Source organism: Peribacillus asahii (assembly GCF_003570725.1).
In the GTDB taxonomy this organism is placed as follows: domain Bacteria; phylum Bacillota; class Bacilli; order Bacillales; family DSM-1321; genus Peribacillus; species Peribacillus asahii.
Genome location: NZ_QWVS01000003.1, coordinates 102,180 through 123,150 on the forward strand (window position 1 = coordinate 102,180; position 20,971 = coordinate 123,150).

A 20,971-nucleotide genomic window follows, 5' to 3' on the forward strand; every position below is an offset into this window, starting at 1 on the left:
TGTTATCCCTCCATTATTGTAATCTTCTGTTGAATTTGCTGTAGAAGATTTGTATCTCCATCTAACAATCTTAAAGACAACCACCTTGCTGGAAACTTATTACCTGAAATCTTTTCGACGGTTGGCAATAATAATGCTATTTTTTTCTCTGTTTCTTCATCATAAGTCATTTGATAAGGCGTACATTGAATGGCCCCAGTTACAACTCGATCAATAGTATCAAGCAGCATCGGTATCCCGGATTTGTTTCTAGCGGATATTTTAATAACAGGAACTCCCAAGCGCTTCATCAATACTTTTTCATTAATTTTAATGCCCATTTTTTCTGCTTCGTCAATTAAGTTAATACAAATAATGAGACGATCCGTAATCTCCATCACTTGTAAAGCTAGATTCATATTTCTTTCAAGAGCTGTAGCATCCAAGACCACCAAAGTTACATCGGGCTTCTCAAATACAATATAATCCCGGGCAATTTCTTCGTCCTTTGAATTTGAAAATAGAGAATAAGTTCCGGGCAAATCAATCATTTCATATTGGTTTGTCTTGAAGGTAAATGTACCAGCCTTCAAATCCACAGTTTTTCCTGCCCAATTCCCAGTATGCTGTTTTAATCCAGTTAACAGATTAAATAAGGTGCTTTTCCCGGTGTTTGGATTACCGGCAAGGGCAATACGGAAGGATTTAGTCATGGGTTAATCAACTCCCCTTCGATTCTTAAACTCTCTTCTTTTCTTAAAGCTATAGAGGTTTGACTTACACGAAAAGCAATAGGATCTCCCAAAGGACTTTTTCTAAGTACCTCAACGACAGCCCCCGGAACAAAACCTAAATCCAGCAGTCTTCTTCGCATAACACCATCTATATCTAAATGAGTAAGACGAATGAAGTCCCCCTTCTTCCCATTAAATAACTTTATTTTTTTAGATTCAGTCATCATTCTTTCCTCCATACTTTTTTTTTGCCCTAACGCAACTTTTAACGTTATAATATGATTATATTTCGATATTGTCAAACTATTTGTAAAATAAAAAAACTGCTAAATAATGTTAGCAGTTTCATTCACGCTAATTCCGCAAAGTTACATTACGATTTGCGGTTAAAACACTACGTATACTCTTTGTAAATTTCATAACAAAAAATCCCATATAAAGTAATTGACAAAATTTACTTTTAAACATATGTTATATATGAACATATGCTCATATAGTTCAGTTGAGTTGTTAAGCATGATTTATGACGTTATTGTTATAGACGCTGGGCAAGCAGGTTTATCTATGAGATATAACTTGCCTTTTTCTTTTCTAATTCTTTATCAGCAGATTACTAACCAAATAAATGAGGTGTATATTTTATGAACCAACATGACCATTCTTTTTTATCGCCTAATACGGTAGACGAAGCCTCCCGAATTTTCAAAGCATTAGCTGACCCGACTAGAATAAAGATTTTATATTTACTTTCTCAAGAGGAATGCTCTGTCAATCACATTACTGAAGTATTAGATATGACACAATCAGCTGTTTCCCACCAATTAAGTTTCTTAAGAAATCTACGACTTGTTAAGTATAGACGTGAAGGCAACACGTTTTATTATACCTATGACGATGAACACGTTATTACCATTTTAAATCAAGTTTTATCACATATTCAATGCGAGTAAGGGAGGAATGAACATGGGCCATCACCATGATCACGGACATCATCACCACGGTCACTCTCATAGTCATAATCATTTTGAAGAAACAAGAGAAGGAAATAAAAAAGGGTTAATTATAGCTTTACTAATTACTACTGGAATTATGTTTCTAGAATTCTTTGGAGGTTTACTCACCAATAGTCTAGCTTTATTATCTGATTCCGGACATATGCTTAGTGACGCTAGTTCCTTATTTCTAAGTTTAATTGCGATATGGTTCGCAGCGAAACCGCCATCACCTAATAAAAGCTATGGATATTATCGCTTTGAAATATTAGCGGCATTATTTAATGGTGTTACCCTATTTGTAATCGCGGGGTTTATCGTTTGGGAAGCATACGGACGCTTTTTCGAACCACCAACTATTGCAAGTGGAACAATGATGCTGATTGCTTCAATAGGATTGTTTGCCAATTTAATTAGTGCTTGGTCGTTAATGCGCAAAGGCGACGTGAAGAATAATGTTAATTTACGAAGTGCTTATCTACACGTACTTGGGGATGCATTAGGTTCTGTTGGAGCAATTGCAGCTGGTACATTAATGCTTCTATTCGATTGGTATATAGCAGACCCTATCATTTCAGTTTTAGTCGCATTATTAATTTTAAAAAGTGCTTGGGGAGTCATAAAGCACTCGGTCCATATTTTAATGGAGGGCACCCCTCTTACTATTAATCAGGAAGAAGTAAAAGCAGCTCTAAAAGAAATTGATGGAGTCATCGATGTACATGACCTCCATATATGGACCATTACCTCTGGATTAGATTCTTTAAGCTGTCATATACTCATTGAAGATGATAAAAACAGTCAAGAAATATTACAAGAAGCCATTAATAAAATAAAGGATACATTTAAAATAGAACACACAACGATTCAAATTGAAACTTCACTCATTGCTCACAATGAATTAAAAGTATAAACGTGCCATTAAGGTACGTTTTTCTTTTAGTTTGGCTTTGTTAAACAATATTGTTGATTATTTGAGGACTCTAATGTTTATTCCTTTATTCCCTATGAATAATTTCTATATTTTGTCCATATATACTTATAGGCAGAATATAGGGGTGTAAAATGTTTTATATTGGCGTACTAGGTTTCGTTGCAACAGCAATAGGAATTAGTATCGGCGGATTGCTCACAATGCTTTTAAGAAGGTTTCAACAAGGAATCGCAGCTATATACGCATTATGCACAGGCTTGATTCTTGGATTAGTTTTTCTAGAGATTGTACCTGAAAGCATTAATCTCGGCGGATGGACCATATTTATTTTAGGAATTGTCACAGGTAGCTTACTTTTCCTGCTTATACACCAAACATATAGTAAGGTTACCACCATTAATCATCATTCAAGTAAAGATTTATTTATGCATACGGGTTACTTATTGGCAATCAGTATCTCAATCCATAACTTTCCTATGGGGATCGCCTTTGGTTCAAGTCAGCATACGGGGATAAGTGATTCCATTCTTCAAACACTTATTCTTCATAATATCCCTGAAGGAATAGCAATGTTTACGCCCTTACTTTTAGCCGGACTTGGTATTTATGAACTCCTTCTCTTTACTTGTATTGTTTCTTTACCTGTTGGAATAGGAGCGGTTCTAGGAAGTATGGTTGGCATGGACTACCCTGCTTTATGGGCTTTTATTATTAGCCTTGCTGTAGGAATTATGATTATGGTTACACTTAAAGAAATTTTCTATGAAGCTTTAAGGCACTCATCAATGGTATATAGTTTACTAATATCAGGAGTCGGAGCGCTCATTATTGGTATGTATTTAAGGACAATATAGTTACCTAGACCATGCCTTTGACTCTTTTTTTAGTTTGCGTTGCCGTTCACCAAAAAAAGCCCCAAACGAGGGCCTTTCTCTGTTTCGATATGTCTTACTGCTTACTTTGTAAGGTAACAGTTATTGTTTTCTTATCGTTACCGCGATATATCGTAAATGATACTTTATCGCCAATCTTTTTTTCTGTATACAATTGTTTTCTAAAGTCCGTAGCTGTACCGACTTCTACACCATCAACTGCGCCAATAATGTCTTCTTGTTGAAAGCCTGCTTTAGCTGCTGCTGAATTAGCTTCAACTCCAGTTATAATCACACCTGACTGAACAGAGTTCTGTACATTTTTCCTATAATATTGTGGAATGTCGGAAACATTCATTAGACTTACGCCTAAATATGGACGAGTAATTTTTCCGCTTTTAACCAACTGCTCCGCGATGGGAATTACATCATTACTTGGAATCGCAAACCCTAATCCCTCTACTCCGCTTTCTGAAATTTTCATACTGTTAATCCCGACGACCTCTCCACTCGTATTAATTAACGCGCCCCCACTGTTACCGGGATTAATCGCTGCATCCGTTTGAAGTACATTCAATTCCCATTCTCCCGCAGAAGTATCAACAGACATTGTGCGATTTATAGCACTTACGATTCCTTGTGTAACAGACCTAGAAAAATCAAGGCCGAGTGGATTCCCAATCGCTAATACGCTTTCTCCTGGACGAACACTGTCCGAATCACCAAAAGTAAGCCCTTCTGGTGCATCAGAAGCATCAATGGTTAAAACAGCTAAATCTGTTAATGCATCGGCCCCTACCACATCAGCTTTTGTTTTCGTCCCATCATATAAAGAAATCTCGACTTTAGCTGCTCCTTCAATGACATGGTTATTGGTAATAATATAAGCTTTTCCATTCTCCTTTTTCCAAACTACTCCTGAACCCGTACCGCTTTCAACCGTTTCACTTTCTCCATTAGCCGCTTGAGCGTTCGGTTCTCCAAACCAATTTGTCGTTTGGGATTGTTGATAATTGACCACACCTACAATCGATTTTGAAGTATTTTCAACGATGTCTGCAACGGAATTGCTATTTACATTACTTGTAGATACCCTTTGAACATTTGTATTTGAATTTGATGTTTGGGTTGTTACAGTATCCGCTTCTTGCTTTTGATCATTATGAACATAATCACCAGCAAACAGAAAGACAGAAGAAGTGATTAAAGCAGCGACCGTACTCGATATAATAGATGTCACTAATGGTGATTTTTCTTTTTTCACTTTTACTTGCTCTTCATTGAATGATTCCATATCCTACTTCCTCCTATATGCAATACTTCTTTCAATGGCATTATCATACAGGAGAAAGCTTAAGAAATTCTTAACGAAAGCAGAAAAAAAGACGAACATTAATGTAACGTTCGTCTTTTTCTTTTAAAAGCTACTACGTTTGATCCCGTAGGAATAACCCTCTCCCCCTTTTCTGTATTCATCACCATTTCCTCCATCACAATAAAAAACATCCCAACTAAAAAGATAGCTAGTGAAGTAATTAAAAGCATTAATCCGATAATAGAAAACAAATAATCTTTATTATACTCGCTGGCAAAGAGACTTAAAATGAAGATACCTAGACCAATTACACCAGCCGTACCGCACATCCATTTTAAAGGATTTAATATTTTCAAATGCTCCTCCATTCATCTCCCTCCTCTTTTTACCATTCTAAACCAATTAACAGATTCATCCAACACCATTTTACTTATTTTACCAACAAAAAAAACCTACACCCATTAAAAAATTAAATAGGTGTAGGTTTCATTAACATATCTATCAAAATCTAAAACTCGATTTCCAATTTTCTTATAGAGCCTTTTTATATCCTCAACAGAGGTCGTTTTTCCATCATTGCATTATATCATATACTTCTTTTGTTTTCGGATTTACCCCGTACCATCCCCATGTAGCTGTATGGCCGTATTCATTATCCTCTACGCTTTCAAATACTTGAAAGATATAATCGCCTTTTTCATCATCATGATCATACTGAACACGTAGATATGGATAATCCTCAATTTCGATAAAGTCTTTAACTAATTGCTCTGCTTCTTGGACAGTTAGTTTTTTAGAATCTTCCTTATTCTGATTCTGATTCTGCTCCTTTGAAACATCAGCACTTGATGAATTTGACGAATCTGATGAATTCGAATCAGTCTCCGTTCTTTTCGGTTCTGTGTTGACGTCACTCTTCTCTGGTTCTTTAACGTCTGCTGGCACTTCAATATTTTGCTCCTCAAGTGCCGCCTCTTCTTCAGGGCTCAATGTTTCTTCTTCTACTACATCAGATGAATCTTCATTCATATGATCAATCTTCGTTACCCATTCATCCGCAATCTTAACCATTTTCTTGCCTAACTTTGTTTTAGCTTCGTATCCCGCTCCTTTTTCAAAAGCTGTTAAAGCAGCCTCAAAGTCTTTCTCTTCGTAATGACTGATTCCATCAGCAAGGTATTTAGAAAGCTCCATCAATTCCTTTGCTTCATCCGTTTCTTGATCCTTGTACGCTAATGCAAACGCATCATACGCTTCCAAATAATTTTCTTCTTGTACTTGCTCTTTTCCTAAATCCATATTGGCATCATATTCCCTTGATGTACAACCCGCAACCATTAATAAAAATGTCAGTACAACCAATGCTGTTACTCTCTTTCTCACCTTGGCACCTCTCGTATAATTAATTAGTTTCATATTCTTTTATTGTATCACGAATGACATGACAGATAATACTAAGCACTGAATAACAGGAAATAAGGACGTGAATTTGAATGGACTTTTTTCAAAGCCAGGAATCCCTTACTTCAATAGAGTGGATTTTACGAGCTGTTGTTGCTTTTCTTTTCTTATTCTTTATGGCAAAAATAATGGGACAACGATCGATTTCTCAGTTACAACTACTTGATTTCATTATAGCCTTATCGATTGGAAACATTGTTGCCCACCCATTGTCTGATGAAGGGTTAGGTTTGAAAGGCTCGATGATTACCATGACCGTTTTAGTTGCCTTATACTTAATTGGAGTATTTGCTAGTCTGAAATGGAGGAAACTTCGACATTTTATTGATACTCCTCCCTTCTCACTTATTGAAAATGGAAAGATTATATCTAAAAACTTAAAAAGAGCAAGAATATCTATTGATTTTTTATTATCAGAATTGAGGAAGGAAAAAGTCGAAGACGTTCAAAAGGTAGCATTTGCTTTATGGGAGCCAGATGGTACGATTTCATTTTTCTTGCATCCACAATATCAGGCGATGACCCCAGCGAATATGAACATAGTGACTAAACCATTTACTTTTCCTAGTACAATTATTAAAGAGGGAAAAATTGAACTCAAAGAATTACATCGAATTGGTAAGAACGAAAACTGGCTGGAACACAAAGTTAAAAGCCTATATGATGCAGATATACATGATATTTTATTAGGAACCATTGATCAAAACGATCAATTAAAAATCTTTTTATACCATTAAGCACAGTCAAAAAACAGAGAACTCCAAACTAAATCCGTTTGAAGTCTCTGTTAAAATGCATGGCTATCACAAAATTATCTTACTATACCCTATGGGTGGTTATTATTTATTCCCTGGAGCAGGCTGATCCACACCTCTTACTCGATGCCGATGCCCATCATTTTCTGTTGTATAAAAATCATAATGATGGACGTGCATTCCATTTCCCACAGGGATAGCAGGACCTGAATATGCCTGATAATGATGGGTATGCCCACCTTCAAAAACAACATAGCCTTCCGTGTAATGAATATGATTCCCATCTTGAGTCTGGATAGGAGGAGAAGTAACATCTAAACACTGATGAACATGACCGTCATTTACAGATGTATAATCAACCGAACCATGATTATGATTTGGTACAAATCCCGGTACGAAATCATCTTTACCTACACGATTCATTTTGGCCTCCCATATAATACAATGTTATTGCTGTTCACTCATTTTCTTCTTGTTTAAACGATCTTCCAATATATGAATCATATAAAGGAAATGATTAGCTTCGCGTAAAACGTGGTCAGCAAGAAGCGGGTCAATTACGTTCCGAATTTGGCAGTTCTTAATAAAATCTAGCCCCGCTTTCTTGAAATCTCGAATTTCAGTAGCTGCATCTTCACTGTCTTTATTCATTTTGCCGATAATAGGATATGTTGGTTGTTTATGATGTAACATTGACTCTACGTCTCTCGCTTGATTTAACAGCGTTTCAAAATCATCCCCAAATTTAAGAGCTGTGTGTACTAAATTCCTTTCAGATTGATCTAGCAATGAAGCAATAAATCGCGAGTGTTCCATCATAATTTTCAGCCAAAATACATTCTCATTAATAATGGCATCTTGAATGGGATCTAAAATCCCTTTATTAAATTTTTTTAGTGTTCTCATAAAGTATTCTGCTTCACGAGCAGTATGGTCTACAAGCAAAGGAAAATTAAACCCGCTTACTTTACAATTAATGATCAAGATAAGAAGATTTCTTTTAAAATTCCGGAACCCTTTTACCAGTTCAATACTATCTTCGTTTAATTTCCTCACCAAAGAAACATTATTTGGGACTTCATAAGCCCGCTTTTCCTGCTGTTCAAAATAATGATAAAAACGATCGGTTTGTTGAATTAGTCCCGTATCCTTACGATTAAAACCATCTCCTAGAAATTTAGCATGTTCTTTCATAATTCTAAGCCAAAATCTATTTTCCGTTAAAGAACGTTCAATAAAGAGTTGTTCGGTTAATGACTCCGGTTTGGCCGCAAATGATTCAGGTGGAAGTAACATACGATTAAACTCATCTGCGCTTACATGACCAGGTATTTGAGGCTGATTTTGCATGCCTCTCCCCTTCCTTATTCTGACGTTACCATTAGTTTATTGGGTTCATAATTGAATTATGTTATAAACTAAAAACCTCTTACAAACGCTTCTTTACTCCTTCTCCATCTTTCTTTTAAAACAACAAAAGGACACCCATCAACGGGTGTCCTTTTGTTCGATGATTTTGCTTATAATACGTAAAACCTTTAACGATATCCATTGTATAAATAAAGTATTCTGACCTGCTAAATATTACGCTGTAGTTTACCCAAACGTCTTTTCTCTACTTTTTCAAGGCGCTCAGCTTGATTCAGCTTCACTTCAAACAACGTAATTGGATCACGATACACTTCTGGGTTTTCTCTCATATGCAGAAGCGTCTCTTGATACTCTTTCGTTTCCATCTGTGTTGTATCAATTGTTTTTTGCAGCATAGAAAATGCGCTTCTAAAGAACAAAGTAATATCACGTTCAATTGACTGCTCGAATAGTTCAAACTGGGCTAAGAAACGATCACTAATCATAAGTGCGACATCAAGGAAATCTTCATTTTCCAAGTATTTTTTATACCGATTATACATCGATGCCTTGTTTTGAGGAATTGCTCCTAACAGCTTCCCAGCTCCTTTAAGCAATAATTGCGCCGGCGTGCGTCTAAGCAAAATATTTACATTTTCTATTCGAATACCACTTGTCATTCTATCCGCATCTCTTCTCCAATCATCGAGCACTTTAAAATCACCAAGTAAGCCAATCCGTTCTTCTTGATATAATTCATTAAAGCCACTGCTTACGTCATCCATAAATTGCTGACTTTGAGTAAATTCCATTTCAGACTCTGAAATCCATTTTTGTAAAGAATGATAGTAATCTGGCATTAAAGTCTGCTTAACATATTCTTGAATTTTTTCATTCATTTCTTGATTTAATTGCACATGAACTTGACTAAAATCACTATTTTCCGTTATTAAATTAGAGCAGTTATGCAGGATTTCAGGAATTTTTGTAAATATTTCACTTTTGACTTCTTCCTTAAACGAACGATACGATTTAGTAATCGTTTTAATTTTTTCTTTTTCCAAATCAGCTAATTGATTCATCGCTCCGTTGAGCTTCTCTACCATTTGTTCATTCCAAGCAATCGAATGTTCCCATTTTCTTTCCGTAGACGCCCGCTTTTCTAACAAATAAGTTAACGTCTGATGAATAAAATTCAATACCTTCTCTGTCCGCTTTTCTTTCCAATCATCTTGACGATAATTACTATTCATAAATAGTGCAAAATCATTCAGTTGCTTGCTATCTTCATACTTATTCGAAAAAGTAAACACTTTCGCCTTCGGAAAGTACATATTTACTTTATTCCATGTTTCATCTTCCATCTGCATAGCCACTTGATCGCTATAAACGGTATCCATTTTATTTAATAAAAAATGAATCGGAATTTGCGGTGCTGCTGCTTGAATGTCTAATAATAAATCGCGCTCCACTCCTGTAAAAGGAGCCCGTGCATCTAACACAAATAATAGTCCATCGCTTCCTGCTAAATGATGTTGAAAATCAGAAGAAATCGTTTTTTCTCCATTAAACCCTGGTGCATCAACTACACGCAACGTTTGCTTTTGCAAGTAATCACTTGAAAGGTGGATATCCATAATGGACCCTTTTTGACCATTTGTCTCACCTAACTCCGTTACAATCTTTTGCTCATCCCCCGTAATTTCGATGATGGCCGATTCTGAGCTATCTTGAACACTAATCGTACCAGAATAATCATGCACTCCTAATGTTTGACCAACAAGTGCTTCCATAAAGGACGTTTTCCCGCTGCCAGCACTTCCCGCAAGAAGAAGACGATAAGAATTGGTATTGAGTAACTCACGAATCATCCACTTTAATTTATAGCCAACAGCTAATTCATTCTCTTGCGCCCAAGCAGCAATCGACTCGAATAACGTTTCGCTTGCCGTTAAGCCACCCTTCACTTTACTTGATTGATTTAATATCCCCTCTGCCTCGTGAACAATTAACATATTCATTGATTCAGGGAATACCTTGTTCCATGAAGCTACAGCTGCCGCTGCATGAATAGTCTGCTCTCCATTTGAAATCTTCAACCAGTTTTCTAATAGACTTGGAATAACGGGCTTCAAATCACGAATCAAGTACTTTCCTTCTAGTAAACGAGAAAATGCTTCTTGATATTGATTGGATAAATCATTCCATCTATGCTCTTTACTATGTTCGCCTTTGCCAATTAATTCTGTAATAACCTCTAACCAATTAAAATACGAATCTGTATACTTATAATTCTTCCATAGAGCTACAGCCATCTTTTCAAATCGAACTGGCTCAAGCTGATATAATGATTCCAACATACGAGCAAAATAATCTGGAGCACTGGATTGAGCAACCCCCTGCTTAATATAGGCATGCAATACATCAAACCAGGCCATAGATTCTGTACGAATACTTTCATTCACAGCTAATTCAACAGCATTCGGCCAATCCTTTTGCTCTTCAAAAAAAGCACGAGCCATCTTCGTTACATTCGGATAGTCTGGATCAAATGCAACTGCTTCTTTAATGACATCACGTGCTAATGGATGTTTCATCCCAACGATATAAAGAGAAAACAATTGCAAAAACACTTCCATCTTCAACACTGGGTTATCAGTCGAAACATCTTTATAAATCGATTCTGCTGTATCATATAATTCCAACTCAAAATACGCATCTGCAATATTCTTCTTTGCCCATGGACCGAGTTTGCCCTCAATGTTTTCCCATTTAAAAATGGCTGCTTCATAATCAAGATGTTGAAAATATACTTCCCCTTGTGCAAAGCGAATATCTGTTAAATTAGCAATCTCTTTTTTGTTTTCTTCTATAAAAAGTTCTCCTAAAGATTCAATTGGATGCTTTTCTTTACCTTCTATAAGTATTTCGTAAAACTTTTTTTGAATTAATTGCTCGTCCATTCTCACGCCTCCACCCTTATATTTTTACAATATGTTTATTTAAAAGGCTTCCGTAAATACGATTGTTGATAAATAATTTTTTGGCTTATATATGAAACCATGGTTGTGCCTATCTTGCATATAGTGATGTAAAAATCCACTTTTAAATCATTATTTTAACAAAATAGCTTTGTTATACGATGTCATAAACTTTACATTTTCAACACAGAAATTGCACTTCTGTAAAGATTTTAATAAAAATGATACGTAATTTCCAAAATACACACTATAAAATTAACAGATTTTTACACAAGAAACCAGCTTCAAACAGCCTAAACTTAAATCTCAAAACTGGGATAATCCGTAGTCTAATGATACAAAAAATCCCCATTGACTGTCTTCTCAATGAGGTTTTTCTTCAATCAAACCCCCGTACGTTTTCGTTGGTTGTTTGGTTTTTTAGTTAATTGATTTTTTAATGGTTTAGCGGTCTTTACAACCCCTGTTTCTTTTGTTCCTTTTGTTGTCTGAGCTTGCTTTTGTGCCAACTTCTGCTTAATGGCATTCGCCAAACTCATCTTTTTAGTTTCAGACATGCTGTTGTCTCCTTTTAACTTTCATCTGACCTATCTTCATTATAAGCGAAAATACAAAACAAAGATACCAATCCCTGCATCTCATGATCTCATTCTCCCAATTGAAAACTTTTTCCTATTTTGCTATATTGTTTGAATAGATGCAAAACTACTTACTTTTTTAGAAAGGTCGCGTTTGCGAATGAACAAATCATTAGTTATTTTATTTTTAGTTTTGGCCAACTTGTTTTGGGCTGGCAATTATGTATTTGGTCAATATGTCATAAACGAAATGTCGCCCATACAATTAACCTTCTCACGTTGGCTCCTTGCAACGTTCTTATTAATTCCGATTGCCCACTGGATTGAACGACCTAATTGGAAGCAAGTGTGGAAGCAGTGGAAAATTCTCTGGACTATGGGTGTACTCGGAATTATTAGCTACAACCTTCTCCTTTATTGGGCACTGAAATACACAACTCCACTAAACGCAGCACTCGTTAATTCTATTAATCCAGCTGTTATCGTATTTTTTTCTGCATTTTTATTACGAGAGCGAATTTCTCTAAAAAATGGAATTGGTCTGTTCATTTCTTTATTAGGTGTTTTACTCGTGTTAACGAAAGGACAGCTTCAGGAAGTTCTTCACCTTACCTATAATAAAGGTGATGTATTAATGATTGCAGCCATTCTCGTATGGACATTTTATTCAATTATCGGAAAAAAACTTAAAAATATTCCCCCCATTTCCGGAACATCTATATCTGCTGTTCTAGGACTTATCACTTTATTGCCATTTGTTCTTTTTTCCGAGTTTAATTATCAACTTAGTAATCAAGCCATTATTGGTATTGTGTATATTGCTCTCTTTCCATCTGTTGGTTCTTTCATCTTTTGGAATAGCTCGTTACGTCATATTAATGCTAGCCAAGCCGGAATTTATCTTAACTTAATTGCTGTTTTTACCGCTATTTTAAGTTTAATTTTAGGACAAACGATTACACTTGTACAAATTGTCGGCGGCCTGCTTGTCTTTATTGGAGTTTATCTATCTAGTCAAAAAGCCAAACTACAGAGTACGAATTCTTAATAATAACGGAACGCCCCTTGAATAAAGAGGGGCGTTTACGTTATCTTTTGTAATGTAACAAAATTTAATGAAAAAAGGTGTGCTGTTTTTGCGGATTAATAAATATATTAGTGAGTCAGGAATTACCTCCAGACGTGGAGCAGATAAATGGATTGCTGAAGGTCGCGTAACCATTAACGGAATCGTTGCGGAGCTAGGAAGTCAAGCTGAACCTGGCGATGATGTGCGTGTAGATGGAAAACCAATTACAATTGAACAGCAATATGTCTATATTGCTCTTAATAAACCTGTTGGCATTACAAGTACAACAGAAAGGCATATTAAAGGCAATATCGTGGACTTTGTTAACCATCCGCTTCGAATTTTTCATATCGGTCGACTCGATAAAGATTCAGATGGCTTAATTTTACTAACAAATGACGGTGACATCGTAAATGAAATTTTGCGAAGTGAAGGCAAGCATGAAAAGGAATATATTGTAACGGTCGACAAGCCTATTACCCCTGCGTTTCTCAAAAAAATGGCTGCAGGTGTAGAAATTTTGGACACGGTAACCTTGCCTTGTAAAGTCACTCAATTGTCTAAATATGTGTTCAAAATTATTTTAACACAAGGCCTAAACCGTCAAATTCGGCGTATGTGCTCAGCTTTAGGCTATCAGGTACGAAGCTTGCAGAGAACACGTATTATGAATATCCGCTTAGATGGTCTCGCTGTCGGTCAATGGCGTGATTTAACAAAAGAAGAGCTGAGTGAATTATTTAAGCAATTGAATTATACTCCTAGAAAACGTTGAATAACGATACCCCCCTTTTTCAAGAGATCAGCATTGCTTCTGATCTCTTTTTACCCATTGAATTCGTCTGAAAATTCTATAAATTTTACATGATGTTGCAGGATATAACGATTCAATTAAAGAATCAACAAATATACTTATAAAGTGGTTAAAAGAGGGGGAGAGTTATGTCAGTCTGTAACGAAAAGAGAGTAGAACTTTTAGCTATACAAAAAGTAAGCAATCAATTTTTTTTACAAATCCAATTACTATTGGACCAAAAAATCCAGCTAGTTTGGGAAGTTGATGAAACAACAGCTAACAGTTTACAAGCTACAGCTAAGTTTGAAACCGGCGCTAAATATTACCTATCCTTTTATCATTCTTGGGATGCTCGAGAAAAGAAAAAGGTCGGCTGCATCACTCGAACCTATCTTGGCAAGAATAATAAAAAATTCTTTTCATGTTCAAAAGAATATAGTCAAAACTTGAACTTACTGAAACCTATTCAGCAAATCAAGCAGCTTCATGCCCTACCCTTCTTATCTAGTCCGCATTCACTTAAGCAAGACAAAGAGAGAACCAGCAAACAAAAGACTACATATATACCCTTTCTTTCTCCTAAGCTGGCCTGGATGGCTGTCTTTATTATGAGCCTTTTCGCATTTCTAGTATTGAATGAAACTAAACCTGTGAAAGCCGAAGCATTAAATAATAGGATAGTCGTAACAGCAGCCTCTGCAATCTCTGAAGAAAAAGAGAGCATTCAACATCCTGCTATAAAGCTAAAAAAATCGATGAACTATAACGTCCCTAGAGGTTACGTAGCTCTTACTTTCGATGATGGCCCTTCTAAATATTCTAAGAAAATAGTAAACATTTTAAAAAAATATAAAGTAGGCGGTACGTTTTTCTATATTGGAACAAACGTGAAAAACCGGCCCGAAGATGTAAAATACGCGAAAAAGAATGGCTTTTCAATCGGCAGCCATTCTATGAATCACCCAAAATTCACAAGTCTTTCTTATCAAAAGCAAGAAAAGGAACTAACACAAGCCAATACCATCATTGAAAAAATCACGAAGGAACCTGTCACTCTGTTTCGGCCACCTTATGGCGCTAAAAATTCAAATACAAGTAAACTAACTAAAAAATACAATCAGAAGATGGTTATTTGGAGTATTGATACTAGAGATTGGGAAAGCCGCAATGCAAAAAAAATTCTTACAGTAGTGAAAAGTTCTAAAACATCCGGATCGATTATTCTTCTGCATGAATCAGCAGCCGTTGTTGAGGCCTTACCTGATATTATTAAACATTTACAAAAAGAAGATTTAAAGATTGTGAATCTACAATAACTGACTAGGCAGATGCAACACTATAAACATGCATAACAGACTGCGGCTCAAGCTGCAGTCTGTTATTTTATCACTGAACGATTACTTCCAATAAGTTAGGGAACGTTTTCCCAAAGATTGTCTGAATTGTTCTGTTGATTTTAATAAAACTTTATTAGTTGCATAATCCATAATGACCCCAAAACGACGAATAACATCTAATTTATCAATCTCTCCATCTTGGAACTGTTTTTCTACTATAACAGGATCGAGCTCTAGCCATTTTTTACGATTATTTCTTATAAACTCTCTCTCTCTTTTTGTTGCTTCATAGTCAATTTCAAATAAATCAAGGTCTCGATCAATCTCTTTAATGACAACTCCATAATCTTTTCTTGCTCTTTCAACCGAAACATATTCATCAATCACATCTTCTAAGACAGCTTCTACATCTCTTTCAAGAGCATCCCCCAATCCACCTCCACCTGCAGAAGGTCTGACAAAGGAGTCACCGCTTTTTACTTCTACATTTGAAAAAATAGTTCCTAAAAATTGTTCATCTTCTTTTCCAGGATTTAACCATGCTCCATGTGGATAAGAAGGAAGCCCTCCAAAAATCCCCCATGTCAGGGAACGAGACCTGTCACAACAATAGGACATAACCGTATTTTTTATTTCTGTTAAAACTCCGCCTTTTTCAACCCCACAACCGCCACGATATTTACCAGGGCCCGCTGAATCAGTAATAATTTCATGTTTAGTCGTAATGACCGGGGATAATCGTTCTTGGCCTTCACACGGCTGAACACTTAAACCTACTCCAAACACTGGCGAAGTTGCATTTGCTCCATCTCGATCATAACGACCGCCATGTCCGCCGGCCATCCAGTCGTACCACATAAAATACTGATTTTGCTCGTTTCGTAAATCATTGCCGCCAATAAGTAAGTATTCTAGATTGAAAGAACAGGCAAGAGCTCTTTCCGGCATAATATTCGACCAAAGTTCAAAGCAAGCATTCATAATCTTTTCAAATGTTCCTGAACAAAAACCGGTTACAGCGATGGGGCTTGGAGCATTCACAACAGAATTCTCCGGTAAAATTACTTTAACAACTCGATAAAACCCTGAATTTAGAGGGATTGCTGGAAAGAATGTTTTTGTCCCTGCATAGGTGGCTGATAAAGAGGCACCGAATCCTGAATTCAGAAAACAGCCGATATAAGGATGAGAACCTGTTAAATCGTATAAAATTTCCTCATCTGAAATAGTCATCTTTACTTGAATTGGAATAAGACCATCTCCCAATTCCGGATCCATATCAATGTAATCTACCGTTTCCCATGTTCCTTTTGGCAAAGATTTTATTTTTGTTTTAGCTAAACGCTCAACATAGTCTTGAACTTCTTCAAAAGCAATTAATGTCGTCTCTAAACCATATTTCCTAATGATTTCAAGAAGCTGAGTCTGCCCTACTTTTGCTGCCTCAACTTGTGAGCGAAGATCTCCAATTCTTTCTTCCGGAACACGCATATTCAACGCTATAAGATTTACAACATCCGCTAAGTATCCACCTTTGCTATAAATGCGAACAGGTGGAATTCGAACACCCTCTCCATAATGCTCCTTGGCGGTAACATCAAAAGAGCCTGGAGTTGTCCCTCCCATATCTGCCCAGTGACCATTTGTTTGCATGAATGCAATTAAGCGATCATCATGAAAGACCGGTAATACTACACGCGTATCATTAAAATGGGTACCTCCCCGGTATGGATCATTAACTAAAAAAGCGTCCCCAGGATGAATATCATCACCAAAATCTTCTAAGACAGCTTTAGCGGTTAAATGCAGGGTCCCAACGTGTACAGAAATATCTTGTGTTCCTTGCATCACTGTGTTTCCCTCAGCATCACAAAGAGCACAACTGAAATCGCGGTTATAAATAACAAATGAATAACAGGTTCTTAGTATTTGTTCGGCCATTTGATCTACAAGGTTGATAAAACCGTTTTTTAATACCTCGAATGTAACAGGATCCAAGCGATTAGTCGTTTCCTTTTGAATCAGTTCAGGTCTATTCATAGCTATTTCACCCCTCGTCTTATTTGTTTACCGATATAATTAAATTTCTATACACATCTACTTTCGCAGTAAAGCCTGGCGGGATTACCGTCGTTGTATCCAACTGATCAATAATAGCCGGTCCTTGAATTTCAGAAAGAACAGGAATATCCTCACGGTTATAGACATTTGCAGGGACAAACTTTCCATCGAAATAAACATCTCTCACTTCTTTTAAAGCACTCTCCAGTGTGCCCGCTGGTCCATACTTCGGAAACTCTGGTTTCGGTACCGTTCCGATGACAGTGACTCGCAAACCATAAATCTCAACTAATTGTTTATCATCTGAAAAGGCAAATTCACGTTGATGTTCTTGGTGAAAAGCCTCTAATACGCTGTCTAATGATTGAAGTTTATCACTGACTGGTATAGCTAATGAGCGCCATTGCCCCTTGTATCTCATATCCACATAACGCATAAGTGTGGACTGATCACTTCCAACGCCTTCCTCTTCTAATAATTTTTCAGCCTCTTGTTCCATACCGCTGAATTCATTTTCTAATTCTTCAAGTGAAACATGATGAACATTCTTCACATATGTTTTTGAAATGTCATGACGAACATCTACTAATAAGCAGCCCATGGCAGCGGCAACACCAGGGTGAGGCGGAACAATAATAGTTGGAATATCCATATCTTTTGCTAACTGAGCACCATGTAACGGTCCAGCCCCTCCAAAAGCAACAAGAGCAAAGTCACGTGGATCATAGCCACGTCTTACCGAGATTAATCTCAATGCATCACACATGTTAGCATTAGCCACTTCAATAATCGCATTAGCAGCTTCTTCAACTGTATAATTAAACTCCTTGGCAATCTTTTCAACAGCTTGTCTTGCTTTTTCCTTATCCAACTTCATAGTTCCATCTAATAAATCGACTCCTAGACGGCCAAGAACTAAATTGGCATCGGAGTTGGTCGCTTCCGTTCCTCCTCTTTGATAACAAGCAGGCCCGGGAACTGCACCAGCACTTTGTGGTCCGTTTCTGAGAGAACCGCCTTCATCCACCCACGCTAAACTTCCTCCACCAGCTCCAATTGTCAAAATTTCAATGCTCGGAAACCCAATTGGATATCCATATTCAATGTACCAATCTTTTGTAATCCTAATATCGCCATCATACATAAGAGAAATATCTGTACTCGTCCCTCCCATATCAAGTCCAATCGCATGATTAAAACCACAAAGTTTGGCAATATGCTTACTAGCGATTGCACCGGCAGCAATCCCCGAGCTTGCAAGCCTTGCAGCATAACGTGGAACTGTACTAGACGTCATGACACCGCCACCAGAGTGTAAAACTAGAATATCCCCTTCATACCCTTTTTTCTCCATTTCACCTTCTAAATTATGAATATATTTACTAATAATCGGCCCTAACACTGCATTAATAATCGTTGTACTCATACGCTCGTGCTCAAAAATCTCTGGCAATACTTCACTCGATGTGCAAATGTAAACATTCGGTAGTTCTTCTTGGATAATCTCTTTTACTCGTGCCTCGTTCGCGCCATTCACGTAAGCATTTATAAAACAAACAGCAATGGACTCCGTACCGCGCTTATCTAGTTTTCTAGCAAGCTGACGCACTTCTTCTTCATCAATTTCAGTAAGTACGTTACCGTCATAATCCGTTCTTTCTGTTACTTCAAACCGATCTCTTCTTGGAATATAAGGTTTTGAAGTATCTTGATACATATCCCATATGTCAAGCTTTGTTCCGCGTCGAATCTCTGGAACATCCCGAAAACCTTTTGTCGTAATAAGTGCCGTTTTAGGCAGCTTTCTTTCAATTAATGCATTCGTACCAACAGTTGTACCATGGGAAAAGATTTTAATATCTTGACCATTTAACTGAGCTTTTTCAATTCCATCTAAAATTCCCTGCTCTGGATTCGAAGGTGTTGATGATGTTTTCGTTACAAAAACCTTTCCTGTTTGCTCATCAAAAACAAATACATCTGTAAATGTGCCACCTACATCAATTGCTAGTCGAGTTTGAGTCATATTAGATCCCCACCTTTTTATTTTTAAGTTCTGTTAAATAACGTTGTTGATAATCTATTTTTTAGAATAATCAGTCGATAGGACCTATACTAAGTGATTGATATTTTTGTAGTCATCTTCTTGAAATGATTCATGTAAGTAGTATAAATTTTGTTTGTAGAGGTATAAATGTGGATGTAATCCCCTTCTTGTCCAATATTATTGAAGAAAGAGATTTGTTAAAGTGCATGATAAGTTTGAGCGTTTTTCATAAGAGTCTTCGATAACATCTAACCTATTACTGAACTTTTTCACTAGGCTCATTCAATGCATCTGTGTATGTCATTGTGTGACGGTTATAGTTTGCTCTCATGATAAACATAAGGACGAATCCAATTCCCCACCAGCCTGCAAAGATTAGCCACTCATATGGCCAAATGAGCGCTGCTGGCATTCCAGGTAAGTATAAGGAAATAAAACCTATACTTAATATAAAAGCAGTCCAGCCTACCGCATTTGATTTCCCAGCACGGAAAGGACGTACCATATCAGGTTCATTCTTGCGTAATTTGACAAAAGCAAGTGCCACACAGAAGTAAGCAATAACAATCGCAAGGCCCCCTGCATCAACCAACCATACTAACATCGGTCTGCCCAACAATGGAGCAATCGTCGATAAAGCACCTATAAATAAAATGGCATTAGTCGGAGTATTGTTTTTAGGGTGTAACTTACCGAACCAAGCTGGAATCATCTTCTTTTCTGCCATCGAATAAAGCACACGACTGCCTCCAATAATAAAGGCGTTCCAACTTGTCAAAATTCCAGCTACACCGCCCAGAATTAAAATAGTAGCAAAAAGGCTGGAACCATAAACTGCAGCCATCGCATCTGCTGTCGGTAAAACCGAACTACTAAGCACGCCCTTATCTAAAGAAATTCCGACTGCAAAAATCACGGCTACATAGAAGAATACAGCAAAACCAACAGATGTAATGAGGATCTTTCCGATTGATTTAGGAGGTACATTCATTTCTTCCGCCGTTTGCGGAATGACATCAAAGCCAACAAACATGAACGGTGTCATAACGAGAACTGCGATGACTCCTGCTGTTCCACCAACAAACAGTGGTTCTGCATTTGAAAAATCACTAGTAATAGTAGCTCCAAAAATTAACATTAATCCAATAAGCGCTATTACAATCGTTAACACCATTTGAAGGATAGCCGCTGATTTCATCCCAAAGTAATTAATAATTGTAACGAATATAGAACCGGCTACTCCAACAAGTACCCAAGATAGATAGACATCATACTCAGTGATAGTATACATATATCCAACCTTATAATTAGGAAAGATATATTCGACAACAGTTGGCAAAGCCACAGCCTCAAAAGCCACAACTGAAATATAACCGAGTGCTAAGGCCCAAGATGCCGCGAACGCAGCTTTAGGTCCTACTCCTCTAAGTACGTAAATAAGCGCTCCACCTGTTGTCGGCATAGCCGAGGCTAGTTCCGCATATGTCAGACCAACGAATATTACTAATACTCCACCAATGACAAAGGCAATCATCGCCCCAAGTGTTCCTGCTGATCCTATCCAATTACCAGATAAGACGACCCAGCCCCAACCAATCATCGCTCCAAAAGCAAGAAATAGAATATCCATCCTCGAAAGGACTTTATTGAGATTTTTTTGCTCCCTAATAGTAATCCCTCCCCAAAAGATTTTCTATTAATCGATAATGT

Annotated in this window: 19 protein-coding genes; 7 read left to right on the top strand and 12 right to left on the bottom strand. The window is 37.0% G+C overall.

What is annotated here, in order from left to right:
- Nucleotides 1–2: 2 nt before the first annotated feature.
- Both D1953_RS03220 and D1953_RS03225 read right to left on the bottom strand, forming a co-directional pair.
- Nucleotides 3–692, bottom strand: coding sequence for a FeoB small GTPase domain-containing protein (locus D1953_RS03220; RefSeq protein WP_119115729.1), 690 nt, complete (start codon nucleotides 690–692; stop codon nucleotides 3–5).
- On the bottom strand, nucleotides 689–937 hold the full coding sequence (locus D1953_RS03225) for a FeoA family protein (protein ID WP_119115730.1): 249 nt from the start codon (nucleotides 935–937) through the stop codon (nucleotides 689–691). The genes D1953_RS03220 and D1953_RS03225 overlap by 4 nt, the downstream gene beginning before the upstream one ends.
- 417 nt (nucleotides 938–1,354) lie before the next feature.
- Here D1953_RS03225 and D1953_RS03230 point away from each other — a divergent pair, with 417 nt between their 5' ends.
- The 3 genes from D1953_RS03230 to D1953_RS03240 all read left to right on the top strand — a co-directional run bounded on the left by D1953_RS03230 (nucleotide 1,355) and on the right by D1953_RS03240 (nucleotide 3,493).
- Nucleotides 1,355–1,663 carry an ArsR/SmtB family transcription factor gene (locus D1953_RS03230; protein WP_119115731.1) on the top strand — a complete coding sequence of 103 codons (309 nt, stop codon included), beginning with the start codon at nucleotides 1,355–1,357 and terminating at the stop codon, nucleotides 1,661–1,663.
- A 13-nt stretch (nucleotides 1,664–1,676) separates the two neighbouring features.
- Complete coding sequence (locus tag D1953_RS03235; RefSeq protein WP_119115732.1) at nucleotides 1,677–2,618, top strand: cation diffusion facilitator family transporter; 942 nt, start codon at nucleotides 1,677–1,679, stop codon at nucleotides 2,616–2,618.
- 152 nt (nucleotides 2,619–2,770) lie between these two features.
- Nucleotides 2,771–3,493 (top strand): ZIP family metal transporter, encoded by a 723-nt coding sequence (locus tag D1953_RS03240; protein WP_119115733.1) that lies wholly within the window; start codon nucleotides 2,771–2,773, stop codon nucleotides 3,491–3,493.
- Between the two features lie 94 nt (nucleotides 3,494–3,587).
- On the opposite strand, the gene D1953_RS03245 is transcribed toward D1953_RS03240, so the two are convergent.
- From D1953_RS03245 to D1953_RS03255, 3 genes are all read right to left on the bottom strand, one after another.
- Nucleotides 3,588–4,805, bottom strand: a complete 1,218-nt coding sequence (locus tag D1953_RS03245) for a S1C family serine protease (RefSeq protein ID WP_119115734.1) — start codon at nucleotides 4,803–4,805, stop codon at nucleotides 3,588–3,590.
- A 98-nt stretch (nucleotides 4,806–4,903) separates the two neighbouring features.
- The gene (locus tag D1953_RS03250; protein WP_119115735.1) at nucleotides 4,904–5,194 is read right to left on the bottom strand and encodes a hypothetical protein; all 291 of its coding nucleotides are present in this window, start codon (nucleotides 5,192–5,194) and stop codon (nucleotides 4,904–4,906) included.
- A 205-nt stretch (nucleotides 5,195–5,399) separates the two neighbouring features.
- A complete protein-coding gene (locus D1953_RS03255; protein WP_119115736.1) occupies nucleotides 5,400–6,209 on the bottom strand; it encodes an outer membrane protein assembly factor BamD in 810 nt (269 codons plus the stop codon).
- Nucleotides 6,210–6,319: 110 nt separating this feature from the next.
- Here D1953_RS03255 and D1953_RS03260 point away from each other — a divergent pair, with 110 nt between their 5' ends.
- On the top strand, nucleotides 6,320–7,024 hold the full coding sequence (locus tag D1953_RS03260) for a DUF421 domain-containing protein (protein ID WP_119115737.1): 705 nt from the start codon (nucleotides 6,320–6,322) through the stop codon (nucleotides 7,022–7,024).
- A gap of 102 nt (nucleotides 7,025–7,126) precedes the next feature.
- Here D1953_RS03260 and D1953_RS03265 read toward each other — a convergent pair whose 3' ends face one another.
- The 4 genes from D1953_RS03265 to D1953_RS21125 form a co-directional block, all read right to left on the bottom strand.
- A complete protein-coding gene (locus D1953_RS03265) occupies nucleotides 7,127–7,465 on the bottom strand; it encodes a YmaF family protein (protein ID WP_119115738.1) in 339 nt (112 codons plus the stop codon).
- A gap of 24 nt (nucleotides 7,466–7,489) precedes the next feature.
- Nucleotides 7,490–8,392 carry a DUF2935 domain-containing protein gene (locus D1953_RS03270; RefSeq protein ID WP_119115739.1) on the bottom strand — a complete coding sequence of 301 codons (903 nt, stop codon included), beginning with the start codon at nucleotides 8,390–8,392 and terminating at the stop codon, nucleotides 7,490–7,492.
- A gap of 227 nt (nucleotides 8,393–8,619) precedes the next feature.
- Nucleotides 8,620–11,355, bottom strand: coding sequence for a GTPase domain-containing protein (locus tag D1953_RS03275; RefSeq protein ID WP_119115740.1), 2,736 nt, complete (start codon nucleotides 11,353–11,355; stop codon nucleotides 8,620–8,622).
- Nucleotides 11,356–11,756: 401 nt separating this feature from the next.
- Nucleotides 11,757–11,930, bottom strand: a complete 174-nt coding sequence (locus D1953_RS21125; protein WP_182480482.1) for a hypothetical protein — start codon at nucleotides 11,928–11,930, stop codon at nucleotides 11,757–11,759.
- 181 nt (nucleotides 11,931–12,111) lie between these two features.
- Between D1953_RS21125 and D1953_RS03280 the strand changes: the two genes are divergently transcribed.
- The 3 genes from D1953_RS03280 to D1953_RS03290 all read left to right on the top strand — a co-directional run bounded on the left by D1953_RS03280 (nucleotide 12,112) and on the right by D1953_RS03290 (nucleotide 15,132).
- Nucleotides 12,112–12,999, top strand: coding sequence for a DMT family transporter (locus D1953_RS03280; protein ID WP_119115741.1), 888 nt, complete (start codon nucleotides 12,112–12,114; stop codon nucleotides 12,997–12,999).
- Nucleotides 13,000–13,087: 88 nt separating this feature from the next.
- Nucleotides 13,088–13,795: a 23S rRNA pseudouridine(2604) synthase RluF gene (gene rluF / locus D1953_RS03285; protein WP_119115754.1), complete on the top strand. Its 708-nt coding sequence runs from the start codon at nucleotides 13,088–13,090 to the stop codon at nucleotides 13,793–13,795.
- Nucleotides 13,796–13,962: 167 nt separating this feature from the next.
- Nucleotides 13,963–15,132, top strand: coding sequence for a polysaccharide deacetylase family protein (locus D1953_RS03290; RefSeq protein WP_119115742.1), 1,170 nt, complete (start codon nucleotides 13,963–13,965; stop codon nucleotides 15,130–15,132).
- Nucleotides 15,133–15,213: 81 nt separating this feature from the next.
- On the opposite strand, the gene D1953_RS03295 is transcribed toward D1953_RS03290, so the two are convergent.
- From D1953_RS03295 to D1953_RS03305, 3 genes are all read right to left on the bottom strand, one after another.
- Nucleotides 15,214–17,193 (bottom strand): hydantoinase B/oxoprolinase family protein, encoded by a 1,980-nt coding sequence (locus D1953_RS03295; protein ID WP_119115743.1) that lies wholly within the window; start codon nucleotides 17,191–17,193, stop codon nucleotides 15,214–15,216.
- 19 nt (nucleotides 17,194–17,212) lie between these two features.
- Nucleotides 17,213–19,240 (bottom strand): hydantoinase/oxoprolinase family protein, encoded by a 2,028-nt coding sequence (locus D1953_RS03300; RefSeq protein ID WP_119115744.1) that lies wholly within the window; start codon nucleotides 19,238–19,240, stop codon nucleotides 17,213–17,215.
- Nucleotides 19,241–19,517: 277 nt separating this feature from the next.
- The gene (locus D1953_RS03305) at nucleotides 19,518–20,891 is read right to left on the bottom strand and encodes an APC family permease (RefSeq protein WP_182480483.1); all 1,374 of its coding nucleotides are present in this window, start codon (nucleotides 20,889–20,891) and stop codon (nucleotides 19,518–19,520) included.
- Between the last annotated feature and the right edge of the window lie 80 nt (nucleotides 20,892–20,971).